Below are 26,054 nucleotides of genomic sequence, written 5' to 3'. Positions count from 1 at the left end.
TAACGAAGTTTGATGCAAATGTCAGATCGTATGCGCCTGTTAGGGCGCGGCTGGTAAGAGAGCCTTACAGGCGCATCTGAAAAACCTCCGGCTATGCCGGAGGATATTTATTCGAACCTATTTTGCTATCGCTCCTGTTACGCAACTCGTGTAATCTGCCACAATTCATGTTTTAGCGAATTGTCGGCCAAAGGGAGTTGAAATGCTGTTTGGATTTTTCCGTAACCTGTTTCGCGTGCTTTATCGTGTGCGCGTCACTGGCGATGTCCGGGCGCTACAGGGGAACCGGGTCTTAATTACCCCCAATCACGTTTCATTTATCGATGGTATGCTACTGGCGCTGTTTTTGCCGGTACGGCCTGTCTTTGCGGTATATACCTCCATCAGCCAGCAATGGTATATGCGCTGGTTAACGCCGCTGATCGATTTTGTGCCGCTCGATCCCACTAAACCCATGTCCATTAAACACCTGGTGCGCCTGGTGGAGCAGGGGCGTCCAGTGGTGATTTTCCCGGAAGGGCGGATTTCCGTGACCGGCTCGCTGATGAAAATTTATGACGGCGCAGGCTTTGTGGCGGCAAAATCGGGCGCAACCGTCATTCCGCTCCGTATTGACGGCGCGGAGCTTACGCCTTTCAGTCGCCTTAAAGGTCTGGTTAAACGGCGCTTATTCCCCCGCATTCAGCTTCATATTTTACCGCCGACGCAAATACCGATGCCGGAAGCGCCGCGCGCGCGCGACAGACGTAAGATAGCGGGTGAGATGCTGCACCAGATCATGATGGAAGCGCGTATGGCGGTGCGCCCGCGCGAGACGTTATACGAATCGTTGCTGGCGGCGCAATATCGTTACGGCGCAGGTAAAAACTGTATTGAGGACATTAACTTTACGCCGGATACGTATCGTAAGTTACTGACCAAGACGCTTTTTGTTGGCCGGATTCTGGAAAAGTACAGCGTTGAGGGCGAGAAAATCGGTTTAATGCTGCCGAATGCCGCCATCAGCGCGGCGGTGATTTTCGGCGCGGTTTCTCGTCGCCGCATTCCGGCCATGATGAACTACACAGCGGGGGTAAAAGGGCTAACCAGCGCGATTACCGCGGCGGAAATTAAAACGATTTTTACCTCCCGCCAGTTCCTCGATAAAGGTAAATTGTGGCACCTGCCGGAGCAGCTAACGCAGGTTCGCTGGGTTTACCTGGAGGATTTAAAAGCGGACGTCACACCCGCCGACAAGCTGTGGATTTTTGCCCACCTCCTGGCGCCGCGACTGGCGCAGGTAAAACAGCAGCCGGAAGACGCGGCGATCATTCTTTTTACCTCCGGCTCGGAAGGGCACCCGAAAGGGGTGGTGCACAGCCATAAAAGTATTCTGGCGAACGTCGAGCAGATAAAAACGATTGCGGATTTCACCGCCAATGACCGTTTTATGTCGGCGCTGCCGCTCTTTCACTCGTTCGGTTTGACGGTGGGCCTGTTTACGCCGTTGTTGACCGGCGCGGAAGTGTTTCTTTATCCAAGTCCGCTGCACTATCGCATTGTGCCGGAACTGGTCTATGACCGTAACTGTACCGTGCTGTTTGGTACGTCAACCTTCCTCGGCAACTATGCGCGCTTTGCCAATCCGTATGATTTTTATCGCCTGCGCTATGTGGTGGCCGGTGCGGAAAAACTTCAGGAGAGCACCAAACAACTGTGGCAGGATAAATTCGGTCTGCGCATTCTTGAGGGCTACGGGGTAACGGAATGCGCGCCAGTAGTCTCGATTAACGTGCCGATGGCGGCTAAGCCGGGTACTGTTGGCCGCATTCTGCCTGGCATGGACGCGCGTCTGCTGGCGGTGCCCGGTATTGAAAACGGCGGTCGGCTACAGCTGAAAGGGCCGAATATCATGAATGGCTATCTGCGCGTGGAAAAACCGGGCGTGCTGGAGGTGCCGTCGGCGGAAAACGCCAGAGGCGAAACTGAGCGCGGGTGGTACGACACGGGCGATATTGTACGCTTCGATGAAAATGGTTTTGTGCAGATTCAGGGGCGCGCGAAACGCTTTGCGAAAATTGCTGGCGAAATGGTCTCGCTGGAGATGGTCGAGCAACTGGCGCTTGGCGTTTCGGCGGACAAAATGCACGCTACCGCCATTAAAAGCGATGCCAGCAAAGGTGAAGCGCTGGTACTGTTTACGACTGACAGCGAACTCACCCGAGAAAAGTTACAGCACTATGCCCGTGAACACGGTATTCCGGAACTTGCCGTCCCGCGTGATATCCGTTATCTGAAACAGCTTCCCTTGCTTGGCAGCGGGAAACCCGATTTTGTGACGCTGAAAAGTTGGGTGGATGCGCCGGAACAACATCATGAGTGAGTCAGTACGTACTAACACCTCCATCTGGTCGAAAGGGATGCTGTCGGTTATTGTCGCGCAGTTTCTCTCGGCTTTTGGCGATAATGCGCTGTTGTTTGCGACGCTGGCACTGCTGAAAGCTCAGTTTTACCCGGACTGGAGCCAGCCTGTTTTGCAAATGGTGTTTGTGGGCGCTTACATTCTTTTTGCGCCGTTTGTCGGCCAGATAGCGGACAGCTTTGCCAAAGGCCGGGTGATGATGGTCGCCAATGGTCTTAAACTGGCGGGAGCGGCAGGTATCTGCCTCGGCGTGAATCCTTTTGTCGGTTATACGTTGGTCGGGATTGGCGCGGCGGCTTATTCTCCGGCGAAATACGGTATTCTGGGCGAACTGACGACGGGCGATAAGCTGGTGAAAGCCAATGGCCTGATGGAAGCCTCTACGATTGCGGCGATTTTGCTCGGTTCCGTCGCGGGCGGCGTATTGGCCGACTGGCATGTCATCGCCGCGCTGGTTGCCTGCGCGTTGGCCTACGCTGGCGCAGTGGCGGCGAACCTGTTTATCCCGAAGCTTGTGGCGGCGCGTCCAGGACAATCCTGGCGGTTGGCGGCGATGACGCGTAGCTTTTTCTGCGCTTGCGTTGTCCTTTGGCGTAACGGTGAAACGCGTTTTTCGCTGGTGGGCACCGGCTTATTTTGGGGCGCAGGCGTGACGCTGCGTTTTCTGCTGGTACTGTGGGTGCCGGTGGCGCTGGGCATTATGGATAACGCCACGCCGACTTACCTGAACGCCATGGTGGCGGTAGGGATTGTGGTCGGCGCGGGCGCGGCGGCAAAACTGGTGACGCTGGAGACCGTATCGCGCTGTATGCCCGCCGGGATTTTGATTGGCGTTGTGGTTGCGATCTTCTCATTACAGCACGCATTGCTGCCTGCTTATGCCTTGTTGCTGTTGATAGGTATGCTGGGCGGCTTTTTTGTGGTGCCGCTCAACGCTTTGCTCCAGGAGCGCGGTAAGAAGAGCGTTGGCGCCGGGAATGCCATTGCCGTACAAAATCTGGGCGAGAATAGCGCCATGCTATTAATGCTGGGACTGTACTCGCTGGCGGTGCTGGTTGGCGTTCCGGCAGTGGCGATAGGTATCGGCTTTGGCGTGCTGTTCGCGCTGGCGATCGCGGCGCTGTGGATCTGGCAGCGCCGGCAGGCATCATACTGAGTGAATATGCCGGGCGGCGAGTGCGCGTTATCCGGCTTACATTGTCTCTGTAAGCCCGGAAGCGTAGCGCCACCGGGCACTGACTATCACGGTGCCGGGTAGGTATAAACCTGATGCGCCGCCTCAATCTCCGCCAGGACCTCTTCGCTTAACGTCAGATGCAGACTTTCCACATTCGTCTTGAGCTGCGCCATCGTGGTTGCGCCCAGTAACGTACTGGCGACAAACGGCTGGCGGCGAACAAAGGCCAGCGCCATCTGCGCCGGATCAAGATTGTGACGCTTCGCGATATCGACGTAGGCGGCAACGGCTTTTTGCGCCTGTTCGCCGCTGTAACGTGTGAAGCGGCTGAACAAGGTATTCCGCGCGCCTGCGGGTTTGGCCCCGTTCAGGTATTTACCGGTTAATGTGCCAAACGCCAGACAGGAATAGGCGAGCAATTCAACACCTTCATACTGGCTGACTTCCGCCAGTCCGACCTCGTAGCTGCGGTTTAACAGGCTATAGGGGTTCTGGATCGTGACAATACGCGGCAGGTCATGTTTTTCCGCCAGATGCAGATAGCGCATAACGCCAAACGCTGTCTCATTTGAAACGCCAATATAACGAATCTTACCCGCTCGCTGAAACTCACTTAGCGCGTCTAACGTCTCCAGCAGACTTACTACTGGCGTGGAGTCCGTCCAGTTATAGCCGAGTTTACCGAAGCAGTTAGTGGGACGCTGCGGCCAGTGCACCTGATACAAATCCAGATAATCGGTCTGCAATCGGGTCAAACTGTCGTGTAGCGCTTCGCGAATATTTTTACGATCCAGCGCCTGATGAGGCCGGATGCCTTGATCATTATTACGTGCCGGTCCGCTAACTTTGCTGGCGATGATCAGTTTTTCACGGTTGCCGCGTTTGGCGAGCCAGTTACCGATATAGGATTCCGTCAGCCCTTGTGTTTCCGGGCGCGGAGGTACCGGATACATCTCGGCGGCGTCGATAAGGTTAATGCCATTTGCGATGGCATAGTCGAGCTGTGCGTGAGCGTCGGCTTCGCTGTTTTGTTCACCAAATGTCATTGTGCCCAGCCCTAGCGTACTTACTTCGAGCGAGCTGTGGGGTATACGGTGATAGTGCATAGCCGTTTCCTTTTTATTATGAAGTCAGAAATTCCCGACAAAGGACAATAAAAATGGCAGAGGGAAGGCAAAAGGGAAAGTAAAATTGCAGGCTGCACGGCGTAATTGTTACCGGGCGTGGTCGCCACGCACCGTTACGGGACGCAGCCTGAAGGCTTGCAGAACGCTGACCTCGATCACAGGCCACCGCTTAACGTTCGATGATTTGAGACACTTCGTCACGGTTGATTTGCATCTCGTTTCCCTGTGCATCGGTATAGCTGACCAGACCGGTATCATCGTCAACTTGCGGTTTTCCATCGGTCAGGATCATACGACCATCTTTCGTCGCCATTACATAATCGCTGCTGCATCCGGATACCGCAAAAGCCAACCCTACTGCGGAAATTACAACTGCCCACTTTTTCATCCGTTTGTCCTCACGTAGCCTGCATCTGATAATAGTCTGTTAATCATATGTCTGATAATAGTCTAGTAATAACGCGCGGCTCTGCATGTCGGAAGCAGCAAAATCTTAATCTGTGAGAAGAAAGGAAATAAAGTGAGTATTCGCTCCCCGGCGGGGGAGCGAGACAGGATTACAGCGGATTCTTTTTATTACGCAACAGGTTCAGGCTCTCTACTGCGATAGAGAAGAACATGGCGAAATAGATATACCCTTTCGGAACGTGAACGTCGAAACTTTCCAGAATCAGGGTAAAGCCAACCAGGATCAGAAAGGAGAGCGCCAGCATTTTTACCGACGGATGGCGATCGACAAACTCGCCGATGGGCCGTGCCGCAAACATCATGACGCCCACGGCAATAACGACTGCCGCCATCATAATAAACAGATGATCGGAGAGGCCAACCGCTGTGATAACTGAATCAAGGCTGAAAATAATATCCAGCAGCATAATCTGTACTATTGCGCCCAGGAAAGAAGAAACCCGGGTTTTTAACCCTTCTTCTTCGCCTTCGATGGACTCATGGATCTCCTTGCTGGCTTTCCAGATTAAAAATAACCCGCCCAGTAACAGAATGAGATCGCGGGCGGAAATCGCTTCGCCGAAAAGCTCAAACAGCGGATTAGTCAGCCGAGTGACCCAGGCGATTGACGCCAGCAGCGCCAGGCGCATAACCATCGCCGCCGCCAACCCAAGCCGCCGTGCGTGGTTTCGTTGCGCCGTAGGAAGTTTTGCTACCACCAGAGAAAGAAAAATAATGTTGTCGATCCCAAGTACAATCTCCAGCAGCGTCAGCGTACCGAGCGCCAGCCAGGCATTAGGATCGGTTATCCATGCAAATAACATCGAACAAAGTCCTGCCAAAAAAAGAAGCGGTAATTATAGGCCCGTCGAGTGACGGGCGAAAGCCCAGGCTGAATTTGCGCAACCAGGAACGGTGTAAAATAGCGGCGACAATACGCTTACGTTTATCGGGCGTCGGCCCGATGCGTAGCCATAGCGGAGGCGCATTTGCGTGTAATGGACGTTACGGATTCTGCAATAAAAAATGGCGAGCCAGCAGCGCCTGCGTAAAATTTTTTTTCAGATAAAATCCACGCGGTAGCGTCAAAATAGGTTCCCCGCGCGCGCCGATAGCCTCGGTGAGCGCCCTGGCATTGGCGGCTTTGGGTCGTAGTTGCAAGACTTCGCCATGACGGGCGGTAATGCGTTCCACCTGGCCCAGCACTATCATGTCCATCAGCTCTTCCCAGTCGAGGCGTAGCTGCCTGTCCTCTTCTTCACTCGGACTCCAGAGTAGCGGCGAACCTACGCGGCGTTCGGCTAACGGTATGCTGCGATCGCCTTCGACCGGTACCCATAGCACGCGCTTCAATTTATGCCGTACGTGACTTGTCTCCCAGGTCACGCCGCTGTTACCGGTTAACGGCGCCACGCAAACAAAGGTTGTTTCCAGAGGACGACCCAGACTATCCACCGGGATGGTTTTCAGTTCTACGCCTAACGCGGCGAAATCTTGCTCCGGCTTGCTCCCGGCGCTGGCGCCGAGCCAGATCTCCAGCAAGACGCCGATCCAGCCTTTGTCTCGCTTCAAATCTTTAGGCGTGGTAATGCCGGCCATCGCCGCCAGCTCGCCTAACGTATAGCCGGAAAGCTGCCGCGCCTGGGCTAACAGCAATGCTTCCGAAGCAGGCGGAGTCAGTAGCGGACAAAGAGCGGACATTACCATTACCTTAGATTAAAAAATGAGCAGTGATTTTATACCGTATGGGCAGAGTTTATCTTTTTCTGTGTCTTATATTCAATAGACTGATTTTTATTGCCTTTTTTGTGTTGTTTCTTCGTGTTGCGCAACGCTGAAGCGGGTTTTCCAATTCTGGTCACTGAAAATAAACAGGATCTTACACTATGTTATCCACAGAAAGTTGGGATAACTGTGTAAAACCACCACTACTGTTTCCATTTACAGCCTTGACGTGCGACGAAAATCGAAAATTCAGACAAATAGTGCGTAAGTTATTGGCACAATCTGTGGATAAAACCGACGCTGGTTGATCTTTCATCAGCATAAGGATCTTAGATGTGATTCTGGTCACGCTTTATGAAGGTAGCATGTAAGATTTGTCTATAACACAATGAATATAAGGCACTATTTTTACTGTTTTCCGCATGAGGAATTCAGACTGTTCTGGGTTTTCCCGTGGTAATTCCATACTTCTTCACAACTATATCCACAGAAAAGGTGAATAAAATGGCGCAAGGGCGTCATCATCTGTTTATAACTTGGCTATTTACTGTGAGTTATTCAATTGTTATTAGGCTGTGTCACTATTACAGAGTGGTTTACCGCCTCACTGGAGTATGAAACAATCGTTCATATATAAGGTTTATGTTGAGGTAGTCCGGTGATTGATGACGATGGCTACCGCCCAAATGTAGGTATCGTAATTTGTAATCGTCAGGGGCAGGTGATGTGGGCCCGGCGATTTGGTCAGCACTCCTGGCAGTTCCCGCAGGGCGGGATAAATCCAGGGGAGTCGGCAGAACAGGCGATGTACCGGGAACTGTTTGAAGAAGTTGGGTTAAGCCGTAAAGATGTGCGGATCCTTGCTTCTACTCGCAACTGGTTGCGTTACAAGTTACCAAAACGTTTGGTGCGTTGGGACACAAAGCCGGTATGTATCGGCCAGAAACAAAAGTGGTTTCTTTTGCAATTAATGAGCGCCGACGCCGAAATCAATATGCAAACCAGCAGTACGCCGGAGTTTGACGGCTGGCGCTGGGTAAGTTACTGGTATCCGGTTCGACAAGTGGTGTCATTTAAACGCGATGTCTACCGCAGGGTAATGAAAGAGTTTGCAAGTGTTGTCATGGCGCTTCAGGATAATCCCCCTAAGCTACAAAGCGCGCCTGCTTATCGACGTAAAAGAGGTTAAGCCACGCAAATTATGCTCACTCGCCTGCGCGAAATAGTCGAAAAAGTGGCCAGTGCGCCGCGTCTGAACGAGGCGCTGAATATTCTGGTCACGGATATCTGTCTTGCGATGGATACAGAGGTTTGCTCGGTTTACCTGGCCGATCATGACCGACGCTGTTATTACCTGATGGCGACGCGGGGGTTGAAAAAACCGCGTGGTCGAACCGTTGCGCTTGCGTTTGATGAGGGGATCGTCGGTCTGGTGGGCAGACTGGCGGAACCCATTAACCTTGCCGATGCGCAAAAACATCCCAGCTTTAAATACATTCCTTCGGTAAAAGAGGAGCGTTTTCGCGCGTTTCTCGGCGTGCCGATCATTCAGCGTCGCCAACTTCTCGGCGTGCTGGTCGTACAGCAGCGCGAATTGCGCCAGTACGATGAAAGCGAAGAGTCTTTCCTCGTCACGCTCGCTACGCAGATGGCGGCTATCCTGTCACAGTCGCAGGTCACAGCGCTGTTCGGGCAATACCGGCAGACGCGAATCCGCGCGCTTCCTGCGGCGCCGGGCGTGGCTATCGCAACGGGCTGGCAAGACGCGACCATGCCGCTGATGGAACAGGTTTACGAAGCGTCTACGCTGGATACCTCTCTTGAACGCGAACGATTGACCGGCGCGCTGGAAGAGGCGGCGAACGAGTTCCGACGATACAGCAAACGCTTTGCCGCCGGCGCGCAAAAAGAGACGGCGGCCATTTTCGATCTGTACTCACACCTGCTTTCAGATGCCAGACTGCGTCGCGAACTCTTCGCCGAGGTCGACAAAGGCGCTGTTGCGGAGTGGGCCGTTAAAAAAATCATCGAAAAATTTGCCGAGCAATTTGCGGCGCTAACCGATAACTACCTCAAAGAACGTGCGGGAGACTTACGCACGCTGGGGCAGCGGCTGTTATTCCACCTTGATGATTCAGTTCAGGGGCCAAACGCCTGGCCGGAACGTTTTATTCTGGTCGCGGATGAGCTGTCGGCGACCACCCTGGCGGAGCTGCCGCAGGACAGGCTGGCGGGCGTTGTGGTGCGCGACGGCGCGGCAAACTCGCATGCGGCGATTATGGTGCGCGCGCTCGGTATCCCGACCGTCATGGGCGCGGATATCCAACCTTCGGTGCTACATCGCCGTACGTTGGTGGTGGATGGCTATCGCGGTGAATTACTGGTCGATCCTGAACCCGTGCTTATTCAGGAATATCAGCGGCTCATTAGTGAAGAGATAGAACTCAGTCGTCTGGCGGAGGACGACGTCAATCTTCCCGCCCAACTGAAAAGCGGCGAGCGAGTCAAAGTGATGCTGAATGCCGGGCTCAGTCCCGAGCATGAGGAAAAGTTAGGCAGTCGGATCGACGGTATCGGCCTGTACCGTACTGAAATTCCCTTTATGCTGCAAAGCGGGTTTCCCTCGGAAGAAGAGCAGGTGGCGCAGTATCAAGGGATGCTGCAAATGTTTAACGATAAACCGGTGACGCTGCGGACCCTGGATGTGGGAGCGGATAAGCAACTGCCCTATATGCCGATCAGCGAGGAGAACCCGTGTCTGGGCTGGCGCGGGATCCGCATTACGCTGGATCAGCCGGAGATCTTTTTGATCCAGGTCCGCGCGATGCTGCGCGCCAATGCGGCGACTGGCAACCTCAGTATTTTGTTGCCGATGGTCACCAGTATTGATGAAGTCGATGAAGCGCGGCGTCTGATCGAACGCGCCGGGCGCGAGGTCGAGGAGATGATCGGCTATGCGATCCCGAAACCGCGTATCGGCATTATGCTGGAAGTACCGTCAATGGTATTTATGCTGCCGCATCTGGCTAACCGGATCGACTTTATCTCGGTCGGTACCAACGATTTAACACAATATATCCTGGCGGTAGATCGCAACAATACCCGCGTGGCCAGTATTTACGACAGTCTGCATCCGGCTATGCTGCGCGCACTGTCCATGATTGCGCAGGAAGCCGAAAAAAATGGCCTCGATCTTCGCTTGTGCGGCGAGATGGCGGGCGATCCGATGTGCGTGGCGATTCTTATCGGTCTGGGATATCGCCATCTTTCGATGAATGGCCGTTCGGTAGCGCGTGTGAAATATCTGCTGCGGCATATCGATTTTGAAGACGCGCAAACCCTTGCCAGACGCAGCCTTGAGGCGCAGATGGCGACCGAGGTGCGTCATCAGGTGGCGGCGTTTATGGAGCGCCGCGGGATGGGGGGATTGATTCGCGGAGGGTTGTAACGACTGGAGCGGGAAAAGAGAGTGACTGTGGATTCACGGCGCAGACAACACGCCTGCAAGATGAAAGACAATGCGTATACATATCTTTTAACGGTAATCGGCATCTCGCTTTTAACCCTTGTGCTATTATTCGCACCTTTGGAGCGTCTGCAACGCGCAGGCGCGCTTATCAATCGCTATCTCTTCAGCGAAATAACAAGAAATTGTGGTGACAGATGACCAGTAGCTATCTGCATTTTCCGGACTTTGATCCGGTCATTTTCTCAATTGGGCCCGTCGCGCTTCACTGGTATGGCTTGATGTATCTGGTGGGGTTCGTTTTCGCGATGTGGTTGGCGGTGCGTCGCGCTAACCGTCCGGGAAGCGGTTGGACCAAAAACGAAGTTGAAAATTTACTCTATGCAGGTTTCCTAGGGGTCTTCCTGGGGGGGCGAATTGGCTATGTCCTGTTTTATAACTTCCCTCTGTTTCTGGATAACCCGCTCTATTTATTCCGCGTCTGGGACGGCGGCATGTCCTTCCACGGCGGGCTTATCGGCGTGATACTGGTGATGATTATCTTCGCCAGGCGCACGAAGCGCTCGTTCTTTCAGGTGTCTGATTTTATTGCGCCGTTAATTCCGTTCGGCCTGGGCGCCGGGCGTCTGGGCAACTTTATCAACGGTGAATTGTGGGGGCGCGTCGATCCTGACTTCCGGTTTGCCATGCTCTTTCCTGGCTCACGCGCGGAAGATATTGCGCTGCTGCCGTCACATCCGCAATGGCAGCCTATTTTTGATACCTACGGCGTATTGCCGCGCCACCCTTCCCAGTTGTATGAGCTGGCATTAGAAGGCGTGGTGCTGTTTATCATCCTTAATCTCTTTATTCGCAAACCGCGTCCGATGGGCGCAGTCTCCGGATTATTCCTGATTGGCTATGGCGCGTTTCGTATCATTGTTGAATTCTTCCGCCAGCCGGACGCGCAATTTACCGGCGCGTGGGTACAGTACATCAGCATGGGGCAGATTCTCTCTATCCCGATGATTATCGCTGGCGCGATCATGATGGTTTGGGCATATCGCCGCCGCCCGCAGCAACACGTTTCCTGAGGAACCATGAAACAGTATTTAGAACTGATGCAAAAAGTGCTGGATGAAGGCACACAGAAAAACGACCGTACCGGCACCGGCACGCTTTCCATTTTTGGCCATCAGATGCGTTTTAACCTGCAGGAAGGCTTTCCGCTGGTGACGACAAAACGCTGCCATTTACGTTCAATTATTCACGAACTGCTATGGTTTTTGCAGGGCGATACCAACATCGCTTACCTGCACGAAAATAATGTCACCATCTGGGACGAATGGGCCGATGAGAACGGCGATTTAGGCCCGGTTTATGGTAAGCAGTGGCGTGCATGGCCAACACCGGATGGCCGCCATATCGATCAGATCGCCACGGTCTTAAGCCAGCTTAAAAACGACCCGGACTCTCGTCGTATTATCGTTTCTGCGTGGAACGTCGGCGAGCTGGATAAGATGGCGCTGGCGCCGTGTCACGCCTTTTTCCAGTTTTATGTCGCAGATGGAAAACTCTCCTGTCAGCTTTATCAGCGCTCCTGCGATGTGTTCCTCGGTCTGCCGTTCAACATTGCCAGCTACGCGTTACTGGTGCATATGATGGCGCAACAGTGCGACCTGGACGTCGGCGATTTTGTCTGGACCGGCGGCGACACGCACCTGTACAGCAACCATATGGAGCAGACGCACCTGCAATTAAGCCGTGAACCGCGCGCGCTGCCGAAGTTGGTCATTAAGCGTAAACCTGATTCGCTTTTTGACTACCGGTTCGATGATTTCGAAATTGAAGGCTATGATCCGCACCCCGGTATTAAAGCGCCGGTCGCTATCTAAGCGCTGACGATCCTGCCATAACCGACGTCATCGCGCGTCGGTTTTTTTTACCCTTTGTCTCAATCTTCGGCGCGGATTCCTGAAATTTTGCAACGCGCTGCAAAACATGAACTTTTTTCCGTAACGCGCCGAACAATCTGTATTTGGCGCTCGTTATTTTTTCTCCGCCCGCCATACTGCCGACATGAAAAAACAACAGGGCTATACGCTCATTGAAACGGTGGTCGCGATGTCGCTCATTATCATTCTCAGCGCCACAGGACTTTATGGCTGGCAACGCTGGCAGCAGCAACAACGCCTGTGGCAAACCGCATGTCAGGTGCGGGATTACCTGCTGCAACTTCGTGAGGACGCTCACTGGCATAACCGCGATCACATTCTTCGCGTGGTCAGCGAAGGTGGTTCATGGTGCTTTGTCAGCTCTGTTGCTACGCAAACATCGTGTACGCCATCTTCCCCCTTTGTGTTTACGCCCGACTGGCGTGATGTCGTCCTTGCCGATATCACGCCGTCGTTAGCTTTCTTTGGCCTGCGCAATACGGCATGGGCAGGGCACATCGTACTGAAAAACGCTGCCGGAGAGTGGCGTCTGGTCGTCTCCTCCTGGGGGCGAATCAGGCTATGCGAGCGTAACGAGGCCGCCACGTGTCAATAACCACGCGGGGGTTCTCGCTACTGGAGGTTGTGCTGGCGATGGCGATAGGTTCCATTTTACTGCTTGGATCCGCACGATTTTTACCGGCGCTACAGCGTGAGATCTGGCACAACACGCGACAGTTATCGCTGGAAGATGAAATCTGGCAGCGAACCTATACCGTAGCGAAGCATCTTCAACGTGCGGGTTACTGTCATGGCCACTGTACTGGCGAAGGGTTACATCTTGCTGAACAGGGGCAATGCGTCATCGTTCAGTGGGACGGGAATAATAACGGTGTCTGGGATACCATACCGGCGAAAGAGGCCGACCAGACCGGGTTCCGTATGAAGGATAACGTTCTGGAAACATTACGCGGAGCAACATCTTGCCAGGGGAAGGGATGGGAAAAAATGACCGATCCCAATACGGTACTCATCACGGCTTTTACCGTTGAGCGCCGGGATATAACGGGATTCTCGCCAGTGCTCATGCTGCATCTGCGCGGCACCAGCAAAGCCGAGCCTCAGACGGTTATTGACGCGCAATACAGCGTAACGGGATTTAATCTGTGAATCGGGAACGTGGCGCTTCTTCGCTAATACTGGCGCTTTTAATACTGATTCTGGGTAGTCTGCTACTGCAAGGCGTAAATCAGCAGCAGGCCAGCTATGCCGCCCGCGTGACGACGCAGAGCCTGGCGATACAACGCCAGGCGCTCGTACAGTCGGCGCTGGAATGGGGGCGGGGGCAGCTATGGTCAGGCGTAACCGAAATGGAATGTCGGCGCTATTCCCCTTCAGGAGCAAGAGTCTGTTTGCGGAGATTATCGGGGGATGAGGTGGTGATGGCGGCGCAAGATGACGGCATGACGTTATGGCGTTTGGGCAACGTCATTCAGGGAAGTATTGTCTTTTCTCCCCACGGCTGGAGTGATTTTTGTCCGTTAAAAGAGGTGGCGTTATGTCGCATCCCCTGAATTTACAACGCGGGTTTAGCCTCCCGGAAGTTTTAGTGGCGATGGTTCTAATGGTAATGATCGTCACCGCGCTGTCAGGCTATCAGCGGGTATTAATGCACAGTTTTGCATTACGACACCAGTATCTCCAGATCTGGCGGCAGGCGTGGCAGCAAACGGCGCTGTATCCATTTTCGCCTGCTGAAGGCTGGAAGGCCAACCGGATGCAGACAACGCAATCGGGATGTGTCAGCATCAGCGTCACGATGGTTTCACCCTCTGGCAGGCAGGGGCAGATGACGCGCTTGCATTGTCCAAATCGTTAATCGTCAGGAGTAATTATGTTAAGGGTCTACCACTCCAATCGTCTGGATGTGCTGGAAGCGTTGATGGAGTTCATCGTCGAACGCGAGCGGCTGGATGATCCCTTTGAACCAGAAATGATTCTGGTTCAAAGCACGGGTATGGCGCAGTGGCTGCAGATGACCCTTTCACAAAAGTTTGGTATTGCGGCGAATATCGCTTTTCCGTTACCGGCGAGTTTTATCTGGGAGATGTTTGTCCGCGTGTTGCCGGATATCCCCAAAGAAAGCGCTTTCAGCAAACAAAGCATGAGCTGGAAACTGATGACCTTGCTGCCACAGTTGCTGGATAAGGATGAGTTTGTACTGCTGCGCCATTATCTGACCGACGACACCGATAAACGCAAACTCTTTCAGCTTTCCGCGCGCGCTGCCGACCTGTTCGATCAGTATCTGGTTTATCGGCCTGACTGGCTTACGCAGTGGGAAGCGGGAAAAACCGTGGAAGGTCTGGGGGAGGCGCAAAACTGGCAGGCGCCGCTGTGGAAAGCATTGGTGGAATATACCGCCGCGCTGGGGCAGCCACGCTGGCATCGCGCCAATCTCTACCAACGCTTTATTCAAACGCTGGAGAGCGCGACCGCCTGCCCGCCAGGGTTGCCGTCCCGCGTTTTTATTTGCGGTATTTCCGCGTTACCGCCAGTGTATCTCAGAGCATTGCAGGCGCTGGGTAAACATATTGAAATCCATCTCCTTTTTACTAATCCGTGTCGGTATTACTGGGGGGATATTAAAGACCCAGCCTGGCTGGCAAAACTCATGGCTCGCCAGCGTCGTCACACTTTTGAAGACCGTCATTTACCGTTGTTCCGTGAAAACCAGAATCCGGAAGCCTTATTTAACAGCGACGGTGAACAGGATATCGGTAATCCGCTACTGGCCTCATGGGGAAAACTGGGACGGGATTATATCTACCTGCTATCTGAACTGGAAAACAGCCAGGAGCTGGATGCGTTTGTTGATATTACGCCAGATAATCTTTTGCATCGGATTCAGGCGGATATCCTTGAACTGGAAAGCCATGCGGTGGCGGGCGTAAATCTTGAGGAGTATTCGCGCAGCGACAATAAGCGTCTGCTCGATCCCGAGGATAACAGCCTCTCTTTTCACGTTTGTCACAGCCCGCAGCGCGAGGTGGAAATACTGCACGATCGCCTGCTGGCGATGCTGGAAGCCGATCCGACGCTAACGCCGCGCGACATTATCGTTATGGTGGCTGATATTGACAGCTATAGCCCGTTTATCCAGGCGGTATTTGGTAGCGCGCCAACGGAGCGCTATCTGCCTTATGCCATTTCCGATCGGCGGGCGCGTCAGTCACATCCGGTGTTACAGGCATTTATCAGCCTACTTTCGTTACCGGACAGCCGCTTCGTCTCCGAGGATGTTCTGGCGTTGTTAGACGTACCGGTATTGGCTGCCCGCTTTACGATCAACGAAGAAGGGTTGCGTTATTTGCGCTTGTGGGTCAATGAGTCAGGTATTCGCTGGGGAATTGACGATGACAACGTGCGCGAGCTGGAGCTTCCTGCCACGGGGCAGCATACATGGCAATTTGGCCTGACGCGTATGTTGCTGGGGTATGCGATGGAAAGCGCCCAGGGCGAGTGGCAGTCGGTTCTGCCTTATGACGAATCCAGCGGTCTGATTGCTGAGCTGGTCGGTCATCTGGCTTCGCTGCTGATGCAGCTTAATATCTGGCGGCGCGGTCTGGCGCAGGAGCGACCGCTGGAAGAGTGGTTGCCCGTTTGTCGCGATATGCTCAATGATTTCTTCCTGCCCGATGCGGACACGGAAGCGGCAATGACATTGATTGAACAGCAGTGGCAGGCCATTATCGCCGAAGGCGTCGCGGCGGAATATGGCGACGCGGTACCGATTTCGCTACTGCGGGATGAGCTGGCGCAGCGTCTGGATCAGGAACGTATTAGCCAGCGCTTCCTGGCGGGCCCCATCAATATTTGTACGCTGATGCCGATGCGTTCCATTCCGTTCAGAGTCGTTTGCCTGCTGGGAATGAACGACGGCGTATACCCGCGCCAGCTTGCGCCGTTGGGCTTTGACCTGATGAGCCAAAAACCCATGCGCGGGGATCGAAGCCGTCGCGACGATGACCGCTACCTGTTTCTGGAAGCGTTAATCTCGGCGCAGCAAACGCTGTATATCAGCTACATCGGTCGCTCCATCCAGGATAATAGCGAACGCTTTCCCTCTGTACTGGTGCAAGAATTGGTGGATTACATCGGGCAAAGCCACTATTTGCCGGGCGACGAAACGCTGACCTGTGATGAGAGCGAAGCACGAGTCAAAGCGCATATTACGCGTCTGCATACCCGTATGCCTTTTGATGCGCAAAATTACCAACCCGGCGAACAGCAAAGTTATGCCAGAGAGTGGTTGCCCGCGGCGAGTCAGTCGGGAAAAGCGCATTCTGACTTTGTGCAGCCGCTTCCTTTTACGATGCCGGAAACATTGACTCTGGAAAGTCTGCAGCGTTTTTGGGCCCATCCGGTACGCGCATTTTTTCAGATGCGGCTTCAGGTTAATTTCCGCTCGGAAGAGAGTGAGATTCCTGATGCGGAACCGTTTGAATTAGAGGGATTGACGCGATATCAACTTAACCAACAGTTGCTCAATACGCTGGTTGAAGAGGACGACGCCGAACGCTTGTTCCGCCGTTTCCGGGCTGCGGGAGAGTTGCCTTACGGCGCGTTTGGCGAAATATTCTGGGATGCGCAATGTCAGGAGATGCAGCAACTGGCAAGCCGGGTCATCGCCTGCCGTAAGCCGAGCCAAAGCCTGGAAGTGGATCTGCTTTGCAATGGCGTTCAGCTAACCGGCTGGCTACCGCAGGTACAGGAGGATGGATTATTGCGCTGGCGTCCCGCTTTAATCAGCGTTGCGCAAGGTGTGCAACTTTGGCTGGAACACCTTGTCTATTGTGCCAGCGGCGGGAGTGGCGAAAGTCGCCTGTTTTTGCGCAAAGAGGGAGAATGGCGATTTCCGCCTCTTGATAAAACGCAGGCAATGGCTTACCTGGCGCAACTGATTGAAGGCTACCGGGAAGGCATGTCTTCTCCGCTATTGGTACTGCCGGAAAGCGGCGGCGCATGGATAAAAGCCTGTTATGACGCTGAAAATGATGTCATGTTAGACGACGATGATACCTTACAGAAGGCCAGAACAAAGTTTCTACAGGCTTATGAAGGCAACATGATGGTGAGCGGCGAAGGCGAAGATATCTGGTATCAACGTCTTTGGCGTCAGCTGGAATCTGAAACGTTGCAGGCTATCATTGCGCAGTCACGGCATTACCTGTTACCGCTGTTTCGTTTTAATCAGTCTCGTTGATTGTATGAAAATCGCGCCATTAAAAGGCTTCGACTATGATGCGCTCTTCGTCACGGACTGATTACTGATAAAAAGATGCTGCCTGGTTCAGCACAATAATATCCCGTTCTGCTCAGGTCGATGGTTTACGTGACCATACAGATGAGTGGGAATGAAAGTTAATGATGAGGTCCGTGAATGCCCCGCAGCACCTGGTTCAAAGCGTTATTGTTATTGGTCGCCCTCTGGGGGCCTGCAGTTCAGGCGGATATCGGTTGGCAACCGCTGCAAGAAACTATCCGTAAAAGCGATAAAGATACCCGGCAGTATCAGGCGATACGTCTTGATAATGACATGGTGGTGTTGCTGGTATCCGATCCGCAGGCTGTAAAGTCTCTTTCAGCGTTAGTGGTGCCCGTTGGATCACTTGAAGATCCTGAGGCTCATCAGGGGCTTGCTCATTATCTTGAGCATATGTGCCTGATGGGGTCAAAAAAATATCCGCAGGCGGATAGCCTTGCCGAATACCTTAAAAGACATGGCGGTAGCCACAACGCCAGCACCGCGCCTTATCGAACAGCCTTCTACCTGGAGGTTGAAAACGACGCGCTTCCAGGTGCCGTAGATCGCCTGGTCGACGCCATTGCCGCGCCATTGCTCAATAAACAGTATGCCGAACGCGAACGAAACGCGGTGAATGCCGAGCTGACGATGGCGCGCACCCGCGACGGTATGCGTATGGCGCAGGTAAGCGCCGAAACCATTAACCCGGCGCATCCAGGCTCGCACTTTTCTGGCGGCAATCTGGAAACGCTAAGCGATAAGCCGGGAAATCCGGTGCAACAGGCGTTGATCGCTTTTCATGAAAAATACTATTCATCTAATCTGATGAAGGCGGTGATTTACAGTAATAAACCCTTGCCGGAACTGGCGCGTATTGCTGCCGCAACCTATGGCCGCGTGCCGAATAAACAGATTAAAAAACCGGAAATTACCGTACCTGTCATCACCGAGGCGCAGAAGGGCATCATTATTCATTACGTGCCGGCACTACCGCGTAAAGTGCTGCGCGTGGAGTTTCGTATTGATAACAATAGCGCGCAGTTCCGCAGCAAGACCGATGAACTGGTCTCTTATCTGATTGGCAATCGTAGCCCAGGGACGCTCTCTGACTGGCTGCAAAAACAAGGACTGGTCGAAGGTATTAGTGCGGATTCCGATCCGATTGTTAATGGTAACAGCGGCGTATTTGCCATTTCGGCAACGCTGACCGATAAAGGTTTGGCCAATCGTGATGAAGTCGTCGCAGCTATCTTTAGCTATCTCAATACGTTACGTGAAAAAGGGATAGATAAACGTTACTTTGACGAGCTGGCGCATGTGCTGGATCTCGACTTCCGCTATCCGTCGATTACCCGCGATATGGACTATGTCGAATGGCTGGCGGACACTATGATCCGCGTCCCGGTAGCGCATACGCTGGATGCGGCGAATATCGCCGATCGTTACGATCCTGCCGCTATCAAAAATCGCCTGGCGATGATGACGCCGCAGAATGCGCGCATCTGGTACATCAGTCCCCAGGAACCCCATAATAAGATTGCGTATTTTGTGGATGCGCCTTATCAGGTCGATAAGATTAGCGAACAGACGTTTAAAAACTGGCAGCAAAAAGCACAGGGCATTGCGTTGTCGCTGCCGGAGTTAAACCCCTATATTCCTGATGATTTCACGCTTGTGAAGAATGACAAAAACTACGTGCGGCCAGAACTGATTGTCGATAAAGCGGATTTGCGCGTGGTTTATGCGCCGAGTCGTTATTTCGCCAGCGAGCCAAAAGCTGACGTGAGCGTGGTATTGCGTAACCCGCAGGCGATGGACAGCGCCCGCAATCAGGTACTGTTCGCCCTTAATGATTATCTGGCGGGAATGGCGCTCGATCAGCTCAGCAACCAGGCGGCAGTGGGCGGCATTAGCTTTTCTACTAACGCCAACAATGGTCTGATGGTCACTGCGAACGGTTATACCCAGCGTTTGCCGCAGCTTTTCCTGGCGTTGCTGGAAGGATATTTTAGCTACGACGCCACGGAGGAACAGCTGGCGCAGGCGAAATCCTGGTATACGCAGATGATGGATTCTGCGGAGAAGGGAAAAGCCTACGAACAGGCGATTATGCCGGTGCAGATGATTTCGCAGGTGCCTTATTTTTCCCGTGATGAACGTCGTACCTTGCTGCCGTCCATTACGTTGAAAGAGGTGATGGCCTATCGTAATGCGTTAAAAACGGGCGCTCGTCCGGAATTTCTGGTTATAGGAAATATGAGCGAAGCCCAGGCGACCTCTCTGGCGCAAGATGTCCAAAAACAGCTCGCGGCGAACGGATCGGCGTGGTGTCGCAACAAAGACGTAGTGGTTGAGAAAAAGCAGTCCGTAATATTTGAAAAAGCGGGCAGTAGCACCGACTCCGCGTTAGCCGCGGTCTTTGTCCCGGTCGGCTACGACGAGTACGTCAGCGCCGCCTACAGCGCGATGTTAGGTCAGATTGTTCAACCGTGGTTTTACAATCAGCTACGAACCGAAGAGCAACTGGGATACGCCGTTTTCGCCTTTCCGATGAGCGTTGGCCGTCAGTGGGGAATGGGATTCCTGCTACAGAGCAACGATAAACAGCCCTCTTACCTGTGGCAACGCTATCAGGCATTTTTCCCTGACGCCGAGGCGAAGCTGAGGGCGATGAAGCCGGAAGAGTTCGCCCAAATTCAGCAGGCGATCATTACGCAAATGCGCCAGGCGCCGCAAACGTTGGGCGAAGAAGCATCCCGTTTAAGCAAGGATTTCGATCGGGGTAATATGCGCTTTGACTCGCGTGATAAAATCATCGCTCAGATAAAATTGCTGACGCCACAAAAGCTTGCCGACTTCTTCCACCAGGCGGTGGTGGAACCACAAGGTATGGCAATATTGTCACAGATTGCTGGTAGCCAGAATGGAAAAGCAGAATACGTGCATCCGACAGGCTGGAAAGTGTGGGATAACGTCAGCGCACTGCAGCAAACGTTACCTCTAATGAGCGAAAAGAATGAATGATGTCGCCGAGACTCTTGATCCTCTACGCTTGCCCCTGACAGGCGAGCGTTTGATTGAAGCATCAGCGGGCACAGGCAAAACGTTTACTATCGCGGCGCTGTATCTGCGGTTATTGCTCGGTTTAGGCGGCAGTGCCGCATTTCCCCGTCCGTTGACCGTTGAAGAACTGCTGGTGGTAACCTTTACGGAGGCCGCCACTGAAGAGCTGCGTGGGCGAATCCGCAGTAATATCCATGAGTTGCGCATCGCCTGTCTGCGGGAAAGCACGGATAATCCGCTGTATGCCCGCTTGCTGGAAGAAATTAGCGACAAAAAGCAGGCCGCGCAGTGGTTATTACTGGCGGAACGACAAATGGACGAGGCCGCGGTCTTTACCATCCACGGTTTTTGCCAGCGTATGCTCAGCCTGAACGCTTTCGAATCCGGTATGTTGTTTGAGCAACAGCTTATTGAAGACGAATCTTTGTTGCGTTATCAGGCCTGCGCCGATTTCTGGCGGCGTCATTGCTATCCGCTGCCGCGCGACATCGCGCAGGTGGTGTTTGACGTGTGGAAGGGACCGAAGGCGCTCTTAAAGGATATCGATCGTTATCTGCAGGGCGAAGCGCCGGTCATTAAAGCGCCGCCATCGCAGGAGGAGACGCTGGCATCGCGTCATGAACAGATCCTGGCGCGCATCAACCAGGTGAAGCAGCAGTGGTGTGAGGCGGTTAGCGAGCTGGACGCGCTGATCGAATCATCCGGCATCGATCGCAGAAAATTCAACCGCGGCAATCAGGCGAAATGGATCGAAAAGATCACCGCGTGGGCGCAAGAAGAGACCAAAAATTATCAATTACCCGAGGCGTTGGGAAAATTTTCACAGCGTTTTTTAGCTGAGCGCACCAAAGCTGGCGGCGTGACGCCCCAGCACCCATTGTTTGTCGCCATCGATAACCTGTTGGGCGAACCGCTATCGATTAAAGATCTGGTTCTTACCCGAGCGTTATCAGAGATCCGTGAAACGGTGGCTCAGGAAAAACGCCGGCGCGGCGAGCTGGGGTTTGACGATATGCTCAGCCGTTTAGATACCGCGCTGCGTAGTGAAAGCGGCGAGGCGCTGGCTGCGGCGATTCGTACCCGTTTTCCGGTGGCGATGATCGATGAATTTCAGGATACCGACCCACAACAGTACCGTATTTTTCGCCGTATCTGGCGACATCAACCCGATACGGCGCTATTGCTGATTGGCGATCCTAAACAGGCGATTTATGCGTTTCGTGGCGCGGATATCTTTACCTACATGAAGGCTCGCAGCGAAGTGAGCGCGCACTATACGCTTGACACTAACTGGCGCTCCGCGCCGGGGATGGTGAATAGCGTTAACAAGCTGTTCAGTCAGATGAATGACGCCTTTATGTTCCGCGATATTCCCTTCAGTCCGGTAAAGTTTGCGCCCAGAAACCAGTCGCTGCAATTTAAAGTGAATGACGCGCCTCAACCGGCGATGACCCTGTGGCTAATGGAGGGAGAAAGCTGCGGTTCGGGCGATTATCAAAGTTATATGGCGCAGGTGTGCGCCACGCAAATTCGCGACTGGCTGCGCGCCGGGCAAACGGGCGACGCGCTGCTGACGAACGGCGATTCGTCGCGGCCCGTTCGCGCCTCGGATATCAGCGTGCTGGTGCGCAGCAGGCGGGAGGCCGCGCTGATACGAGATGCGCTGACCTTACTGGCGATCCCTTCCGTCTATCTTTCTAACCGCGACAGCGTATTCGAAACGCTCGAAGCGCAGGAGATGCTGTGGGTGTTGCAGGCGGTGATGGCGCCCGAACGTGAGAATACGCTGCGTAGCGCTCTGGCGACATCAATGATGGGCCTTACCGCGCTGGATATCGAAACGCTTAACAATGATGAAAATGCGTGGGATGCGGTTGTTGAAGAGTTTGATGGCTACCGACAAATTTGGCATAAACGCGGCGTGATGCCTATGCTGCGCGCGCTAATGTCGGCGCGCAATATTGCTGAAAACCTGCTGGCGACGGCGGGAGGCGAACGTCGGCTGACGGATATTCTGCATATTAGCGAACTGTTACAGGAAGCCGGTTCGCAGCTGGAAAGCGAACATGCGCTGGTGCGTTGGCTGGCGCAACATATCCTTGAACCCGATAGCAATGCTTCCAGCCAGCAACTACGTCTGGAAAGCGATAAGCATCTGGTGCAAATCGTCACCATTCATAAATCGAAAGGTCTGGAATACCCGTTGGTCTGGTTACCTTTTATCACCCATTTCCGCGTGCAGGACCAGGCTTTTTATCACGACAGGCACTCCTACGAGGCGGTGCTGGACCTTAGTCACGCCGAAGAGAGCATAGCACTGGCGGAAGCCGAACGCCTGGCGGAAGACTTGCGCCTACTTTATGTCGCGCTGACCCGTGCTGTGTGGCATTGCAGCCTCGGCGTCGCGCCGCTGGTGCGACGTCGCAGTGATAAGAAAGGCGAGACGGATGTGCACCAAAGCGCGCTTGGGCGACTCCTGCAAAAAGGCGAACCGATGGATGCCGCAGGCCTTCGCGCCTGTATTGAGGCGCTATGCGACGAGGATATCGTGTGTCGAACGCCAGGCAATACGGATAACGACCGCTGGCAAATTGCCGCTGCATCGCACGCGGAACTCAGCGCCAGAACGCTGCAACGCCTGCTTTATGATAGCTGGCGCGTCACCAGTTATTCCGGTTTGCAGCAGCGGGGACATAGCGTGGCGCAAGATCTTATTCCTCGTCTCGACATTGACGCCGCAGGCGTTGGCGAAGCGGCGGAAGCGCCGGCAATGACGCCGCATCACTTTCCTCGCGGGGCATCGCCGGGAACATTTTTGCACAGCCTGTTTGAAGAGCTTGATTTTACTCAACCGATAAACCCCCAATGGGTACAGGAAAAACTGGAGCTGAGTGGTTTTGAAACGCGATGGGAGCCCGTACTTACCCGCTGGCTGGACACCGTGTTGCACGTTCCCCTTAACGAGACGGGCGTTAGTCTGGGCGTGCTGACCGAGCGTGAAAAACAGGTCGAAATGGAGTTTTATTTGCCGATTGCCCAGCCGCTTACCGCCGGAGAGCTGGATGCGTTGATTCGTCGATACGACCCGCTTTCAGCAGGTTGCCCTGCGCTGGATTTCATGCAGGTTCGCGGCATGTTAAAGGGCTTTATCGACCTGGTGTTCCGTTATGAGGGGCGCTATTACCTGCTCGACTATAAATCTAACTGGCTGGGCGAGGATAGCGCTGCTTATACCCAGACGGCGATGGCTGCGGCGATGCAGGCGCATCGCTATGATTTGCAGTACCAGCTTTATACGCTGGCATTGCACCGTTACCTTCGTCATCGAATGGCGAATTACGACTATGAACGCCATTTCGGCGGCGTCATCTATCTCTTTTTACGCGGGGTGGATAGCGAACGTCCGCAGCAGGGTATTTTTACCACTCGTCCTGCGGCGGCGTTAATTAACCAACTGGATGATATGTTTGCAGGTGAAATGAGTGAGGAGGCGCAATGACAATCCAGGAGCGGTTGCTGGAGGCCGTTGAACAAAAACTCTTACGGCCCATTGATGCCCAGTTTGCTTTAACCGTCGCCGGTAACGACGATCCCGCCGTGACGCTGGCGGCAGCGCTGCTTAGTCATGACGCAGGTGAAGGTCACGTGTGTCTGCCGTTGTCGCGTTTAACGTTAACGGAGGAGGCGCATCCCTTACTGGTCGCCTGGATAAGCGAAACGCCTACGCCAATCGACTGGAAAAAGCGGTTACTGGCGTCTGCGGCGGTTAGCTGCGGCGATAGCCCCGCGCCGTTAATTCTGTGCGGCGAGCGTCTCTACCTGAATCGCATGTGGTGCAACGAACGTACGGTTGCGCGCTTTTTTAACGAGGTTAACCAGGCCATCGCCGTAGATGAAGATCAGTTATCCCGTATTCTGGACGCGCTATTCCCTCCGACAGACGAGGTGAACTGGCAAAAGGTGGCCGCCGCCGTAGCGCTAACTCGCCGTATCTCCGTGATTTCAGGCGGTCCCGGCACCGGTAAAACCACCACCGTCGCGAAGCTGCTGGCGGCATTAATTCAAATGGCGGATGGCGAACGTTGCCGTATCCGGCTGGCGGCGCCGACCGGGAAAGCGGCCGCACGCCTGACGGAGTCGCTCGGCGCGGCGTTGCGTCAGCTTCCACTTACCGATGCGCAGAAAAAGCGTATACCGGAGGACGCCAGTACGCTGCACCGACTGCTAGGCGCACAGCCCGGCAGCCAGCGATTACGCCATCATGCGGGCAACCCGCTGCATCTGGACGTGCTGGTGGTCGATGAAGCATCAATGATTGATTTGCCGATGATGTCACGTTTGATTGACGCTCTGCCGCCGCACGGGCGGGTCATTTTTCTTGGCGATCGCGATCAGTTGGCATCCGTTGAGGCGGGCGCTGTGTTGGGCGATATTTGCGCCTATGTCAACGCAGGGTTTACGGCGGAACGCGCCCGACAGCTAAGTCGACTCACAGGGAGCGCCATTCCGGCGGGGGCCGGAACGCAAGCCGCATCTTTACGCGATAGCCTCTGTTTATTGCAAAAGAGCTACCGTTTCGGCAGCGATTCTGGCATCGGCAAGCTGGCGGCGGCGATTAACTGCGGCGACAGGTCGGCAATCCAGGCTGTTTTTCAGCAGGGGTTTAGCGATATAGAGAAGCGTACATTGCAAAGCAGCGACGATTATGCCGGGATGCTGGATGAAGCGCTGGCGGGCTATGGGCGCTACCTGCGGTTGCTGCATGAAAAAGCGGCGCCGGAGGCAATCCTTCAGGCTTTCAATGAGTATCAACTGCTTTGTGCGCTGCGCGAAGGCCCATTTGGCGTGAGGGGACTGAATGACCGCATTGAGCAGGCGATGGTGCAGCAACGAAAAATTCAGCGGCATCCGCACTCTCGCTGGTATGAAGGGCGTCCGGTAATGATTGCGCGCAACGATAGCGCGCTGGGGTTATTTAACGGCGATATTGGTATTGCGCTCGATCGCGGGCAGGGGTCACGCGTCTGGTTTGTGATGCCGGACGGCACGATCAAGTCCGTTCAGCCCAGCCGTCTGCCGGAACATGATACAACCTGGGCGATGACGGTACATAAATCACAGGGGTCTGAATTTGATCACGCCGCGCTGATTTTACCCAGCCAGCGTTCGCCGGTCGTGACGCGGGAGCTGGTGTATACCGCTGTTACGCGGGCGCGGCGGCGGTTATCGCTGTATGCCGATGAACGGATCCTGGCAGGCGCGATTGTGACGCGTACGGAACGGCGCAGCGGGTTAGCCACCTTATTTGATGAAGTCAGTCGTACCGGATAAGACGAGTTCTCGCCGGATGGCGACGCGTAGCGTCTTATCCGGCCTCCAAATGATGCTTTCGAGCGTAGGCCTGATAAGCGCAGCGCCATCAGGCCC

The 26,054-nt window shown here is 54.1% G+C and carries 18 protein-coding genes; 14 read left to right on the top strand and 4 right to left on the bottom strand.

The annotated features are described in order from the left end of the window. Window positions 1-202: 202 nt before the first annotated feature. Together aas and lplT are read left to right on the top strand one after the other, a co-directional pair. Window positions 203-2,362: a bifunctional acyl-ACP--phospholipid O-acyltransferase/long-chain-fatty-acid--ACP ligase gene (gene aas / locus ACLJZ5_RS13930; protein ID WP_000896101.1), complete on the top strand. Its 2,160-nt coding sequence runs from the start codon at window positions 203-205 to the stop codon at window positions 2,360-2,362. Further along, the gene (gene lplT / locus ACLJZ5_RS13925) at window positions 2,355-3,557 is read left to right on the top strand and encodes a lysophospholipid transporter LplT (RefSeq protein ID WP_023213842.1); all 1,203 of its coding nucleotides are present in this window, start codon (window positions 2,355-2,357) and stop codon (window positions 3,555-3,557) included. The genes aas and lplT overlap by 8 nt, the downstream gene beginning before the upstream one ends. Before the next feature lie 86 nt (window positions 3,558-3,643). Here the strand turns inward: lplT and ACLJZ5_RS13920 are convergent, their stop codons facing one another. The 4 genes from ACLJZ5_RS13920 to mutH form a co-directional block, all read right to left on the bottom strand. After that, window positions 3,644-4,684: an NADP(H)-dependent aldo-keto reductase gene (locus ACLJZ5_RS13920; protein WP_000558960.1), complete on the bottom strand. Its 1,041-nt coding sequence runs from the start codon at window positions 4,682-4,684 to the stop codon at window positions 3,644-3,646. 190 nt (window positions 4,685-4,874) lie between these two features. Next, window positions 4,875-5,093 (bottom strand): YgdI/YgdR family lipoprotein, encoded by a 219-nt coding sequence (locus ACLJZ5_RS13915; RefSeq protein ID WP_000758662.1) that lies wholly within the window; start codon window positions 5,091-5,093, stop codon window positions 4,875-4,877. Between the two features lie 169 nt (window positions 5,094-5,262). Further along, on the bottom strand, window positions 5,263-5,976 hold the full coding sequence (locus ACLJZ5_RS13910; RefSeq protein WP_000895635.1) for a TerC family protein: 714 nt from the start codon (window positions 5,974-5,976) through the stop codon (window positions 5,263-5,265). A gap of 181 nt (window positions 5,977-6,157) precedes the next feature. Then, window positions 6,158-6,853, bottom strand: a complete 696-nt coding sequence (mutH, locus tag ACLJZ5_RS13905) for a DNA mismatch repair endonuclease MutH (RefSeq protein ID WP_001274930.1) — start codon at window positions 6,851-6,853, stop codon at window positions 6,158-6,160. A 682-nt stretch (window positions 6,854-7,535) separates the two neighbouring features. On the opposite strand from mutH, the gene rppH reads away from it, so the two are divergent. The 12 genes from rppH to recD all read left to right on the top strand — a co-directional run bounded on the left by rppH (window position 7,536) and on the right by recD (window position 25,958). Beyond that, window positions 7,536-8,066: an RNA pyrophosphohydrolase gene (gene rppH / locus ACLJZ5_RS13900; protein ID WP_000564481.1), complete on the top strand. Its 531-nt coding sequence runs from the start codon at window positions 7,536-7,538 to the stop codon at window positions 8,064-8,066. 12 nt (window positions 8,067-8,078) lie between these two features. Beyond that, complete coding sequence (ptsP, locus tag ACLJZ5_RS13895; protein WP_000957888.1) at window positions 8,079-10,325, top strand: phosphoenolpyruvate--protein phosphotransferase; 2,247 nt, start codon at window positions 8,079-8,081, stop codon at window positions 10,323-10,325. Window positions 10,326-10,540: 215 nt separating this feature from the next. Further along, complete coding sequence (gene lgt, locus ACLJZ5_RS13890) at window positions 10,541-11,416, top strand: prolipoprotein diacylglyceryl transferase (protein WP_000204645.1); 876 nt, start codon at window positions 10,541-10,543, stop codon at window positions 11,414-11,416. Between the two features lie 6 nt (window positions 11,417-11,422). After that, complete coding sequence (gene thyA, locus ACLJZ5_RS13885) at window positions 11,423-12,217, top strand: thymidylate synthase (protein ID WP_000816247.1); 795 nt, start codon at window positions 11,423-11,425, stop codon at window positions 12,215-12,217. Between the two features lie 184 nt (window positions 12,218-12,401). Next, the gene (locus ACLJZ5_RS13880) at window positions 12,402-12,872 is read left to right on the top strand and encodes a prepilin peptidase-dependent protein (protein ID WP_000744668.1); all 471 of its coding nucleotides are present in this window, start codon (window positions 12,402-12,404) and stop codon (window positions 12,870-12,872) included. Continuing rightward, window positions 12,863-13,426, top strand: a complete 564-nt coding sequence (locus ACLJZ5_RS13875) for a prepilin peptidase-dependent protein (protein ID WP_000029157.1) — start codon at window positions 12,863-12,865, stop codon at window positions 13,424-13,426. Before ACLJZ5_RS13880 ends, ACLJZ5_RS13875 begins: the two co-directional genes overlap by 10 nt. Further along, entirely contained in the window at window positions 13,423-13,830 is a 408-nt protein-coding gene (locus tag ACLJZ5_RS13870) for a DUF2509 family protein (RefSeq protein ID WP_001078528.1), read from the top strand. Before ACLJZ5_RS13875 ends, ACLJZ5_RS13870 begins: the two co-directional genes overlap by 4 nt. Beyond that, window positions 13,815-14,135, top strand: a complete 321-nt coding sequence (locus tag ACLJZ5_RS13865) for a prepilin-type N-terminal cleavage/methylation domain-containing protein (RefSeq protein WP_000019294.1) — start codon at window positions 13,815-13,817, stop codon at window positions 14,133-14,135. Before ACLJZ5_RS13870 ends, ACLJZ5_RS13865 begins: the two co-directional genes overlap by 16 nt. Window positions 14,136-14,150: 15 nt before the next feature. After that, window positions 14,151-17,522 carry an exodeoxyribonuclease V subunit gamma gene (gene recC, locus ACLJZ5_RS13860; RefSeq protein WP_000946835.1) on the top strand — a complete coding sequence of 1,124 codons (3,372 nt, stop codon included), beginning with the start codon at window positions 14,151-14,153 and terminating at the stop codon, window positions 17,520-17,522. Between the two features lie 177 nt (window positions 17,523-17,699). Then, window positions 17,700-20,588: a pitrilysin gene (gene ptrA / locus ACLJZ5_RS13855; protein ID WP_410958958.1), complete on the top strand. Its 2,889-nt coding sequence runs from the start codon at window positions 17,700-17,702 to the stop codon at window positions 20,586-20,588. Next, on the top strand, window positions 20,581-24,126 hold the full coding sequence (recB, locus tag ACLJZ5_RS13850) for an exodeoxyribonuclease V subunit beta (protein WP_024798096.1): 3,546 nt from the start codon (window positions 20,581-20,583) through the stop codon (window positions 24,124-24,126). The genes ptrA and recB overlap by 8 nt, the downstream gene beginning before the upstream one ends. Further along, window positions 24,123-25,958, top strand: a complete 1,836-nt coding sequence (recD, locus tag ACLJZ5_RS13845; protein ID WP_410958956.1) for an exodeoxyribonuclease V subunit alpha — start codon at window positions 24,123-24,125, stop codon at window positions 25,956-25,958. Before recB ends, recD begins: the two co-directional genes overlap by 4 nt. Window positions 25,959-26,054: the final 96 nt, after the last annotated feature.

It is taken from the genome of Salmonella sp. 5800 (assembly GCF_046558195.1).
In the GTDB taxonomy this organism is placed as follows: Bacteria; Pseudomonadota; Gammaproteobacteria; order Enterobacterales; family Enterobacteriaceae; genus Salmonella; species Salmonella enterica.
The sequence above is the reverse complement of the archived record's forward strand: the minus strand, read 5'-3'. Positions and strand labels throughout refer to the sequence as shown.

Bases quoted from the DNA above. Each gene is read 5' to 3' on its own strand.
- aas (WP_000896101.1), top strand. From the start codon at position 203: ATGCTGTTTGGATTTTTCCGTAACCTGTTTCGCGTGCTTTATCGTGTG.
- lplT (WP_023213842.1), top strand. From the start codon at position 2,355: ATGAGTGAGTCAGTACGTACTAACACCTCCATCTGGTCGAAAGGGATG.
- ACLJZ5_RS13920 (WP_000558960.1), bottom strand. From the start codon at position 4,684: ATGCACTATCACCGTATACCCCACAGCTCGCTCGAAGTAAGTACGCTA.
- ACLJZ5_RS13915 (WP_000758662.1), bottom strand. From the start codon at position 5,093: ATGAAAAAGTGGGCAGTTGTAATTTCCGCAGTAGGGTTGGCTTTTGCG.
- ACLJZ5_RS13910 (WP_000895635.1), bottom strand. From the start codon at position 5,976: ATGTTATTTGCATGGATAACCGATCCTAATGCCTGGCTGGCGCTCGGT.
- mutH (WP_001274930.1), bottom strand. From the start codon at position 6,853: ATGTCCGCTCTTTGTCCGCTACTGACTCCGCCTGCTTCGGAAGCATTG.
- ptsP (WP_000957888.1), top strand. From the start codon at position 8,079: ATGCTCACTCGCCTGCGCGAAATAGTCGAAAAAGTGGCCAGTGCGCCG.
- lgt (WP_000204645.1), top strand. From the start codon at position 10,541: ATGACCAGTAGCTATCTGCATTTTCCGGACTTTGATCCGGTCATTTTC.
- thyA (WP_000816247.1), top strand. From the start codon at position 11,423: ATGAAACAGTATTTAGAACTGATGCAAAAAGTGCTGGATGAAGGCACA.
- ACLJZ5_RS13880 (WP_000744668.1), top strand. From the start codon at position 12,402: ATGAAAAAACAACAGGGCTATACGCTCATTGAAACGGTGGTCGCGATG.
- ACLJZ5_RS13865 (WP_000019294.1), top strand. From the start codon at position 13,815: ATGTCGCATCCCCTGAATTTACAACGCGGGTTTAGCCTCCCGGAAGTT.
- recC (WP_000946835.1), top strand. From the start codon at position 14,151: ATGTTAAGGGTCTACCACTCCAATCGTCTGGATGTGCTGGAAGCGTTG.
- ptrA (WP_410958958.1), top strand. From the start codon at position 17,700: ATGCCCCGCAGCACCTGGTTCAAAGCGTTATTGTTATTGGTCGCCCTC.
- recB (WP_024798096.1), top strand. From the start codon at position 20,581: ATGAATGATGTCGCCGAGACTCTTGATCCTCTACGCTTGCCCCTGACA.
- recD (WP_410958956.1), top strand. From the start codon at position 24,123: ATGACAATCCAGGAGCGGTTGCTGGAGGCCGTTGAACAAAAACTCTTA.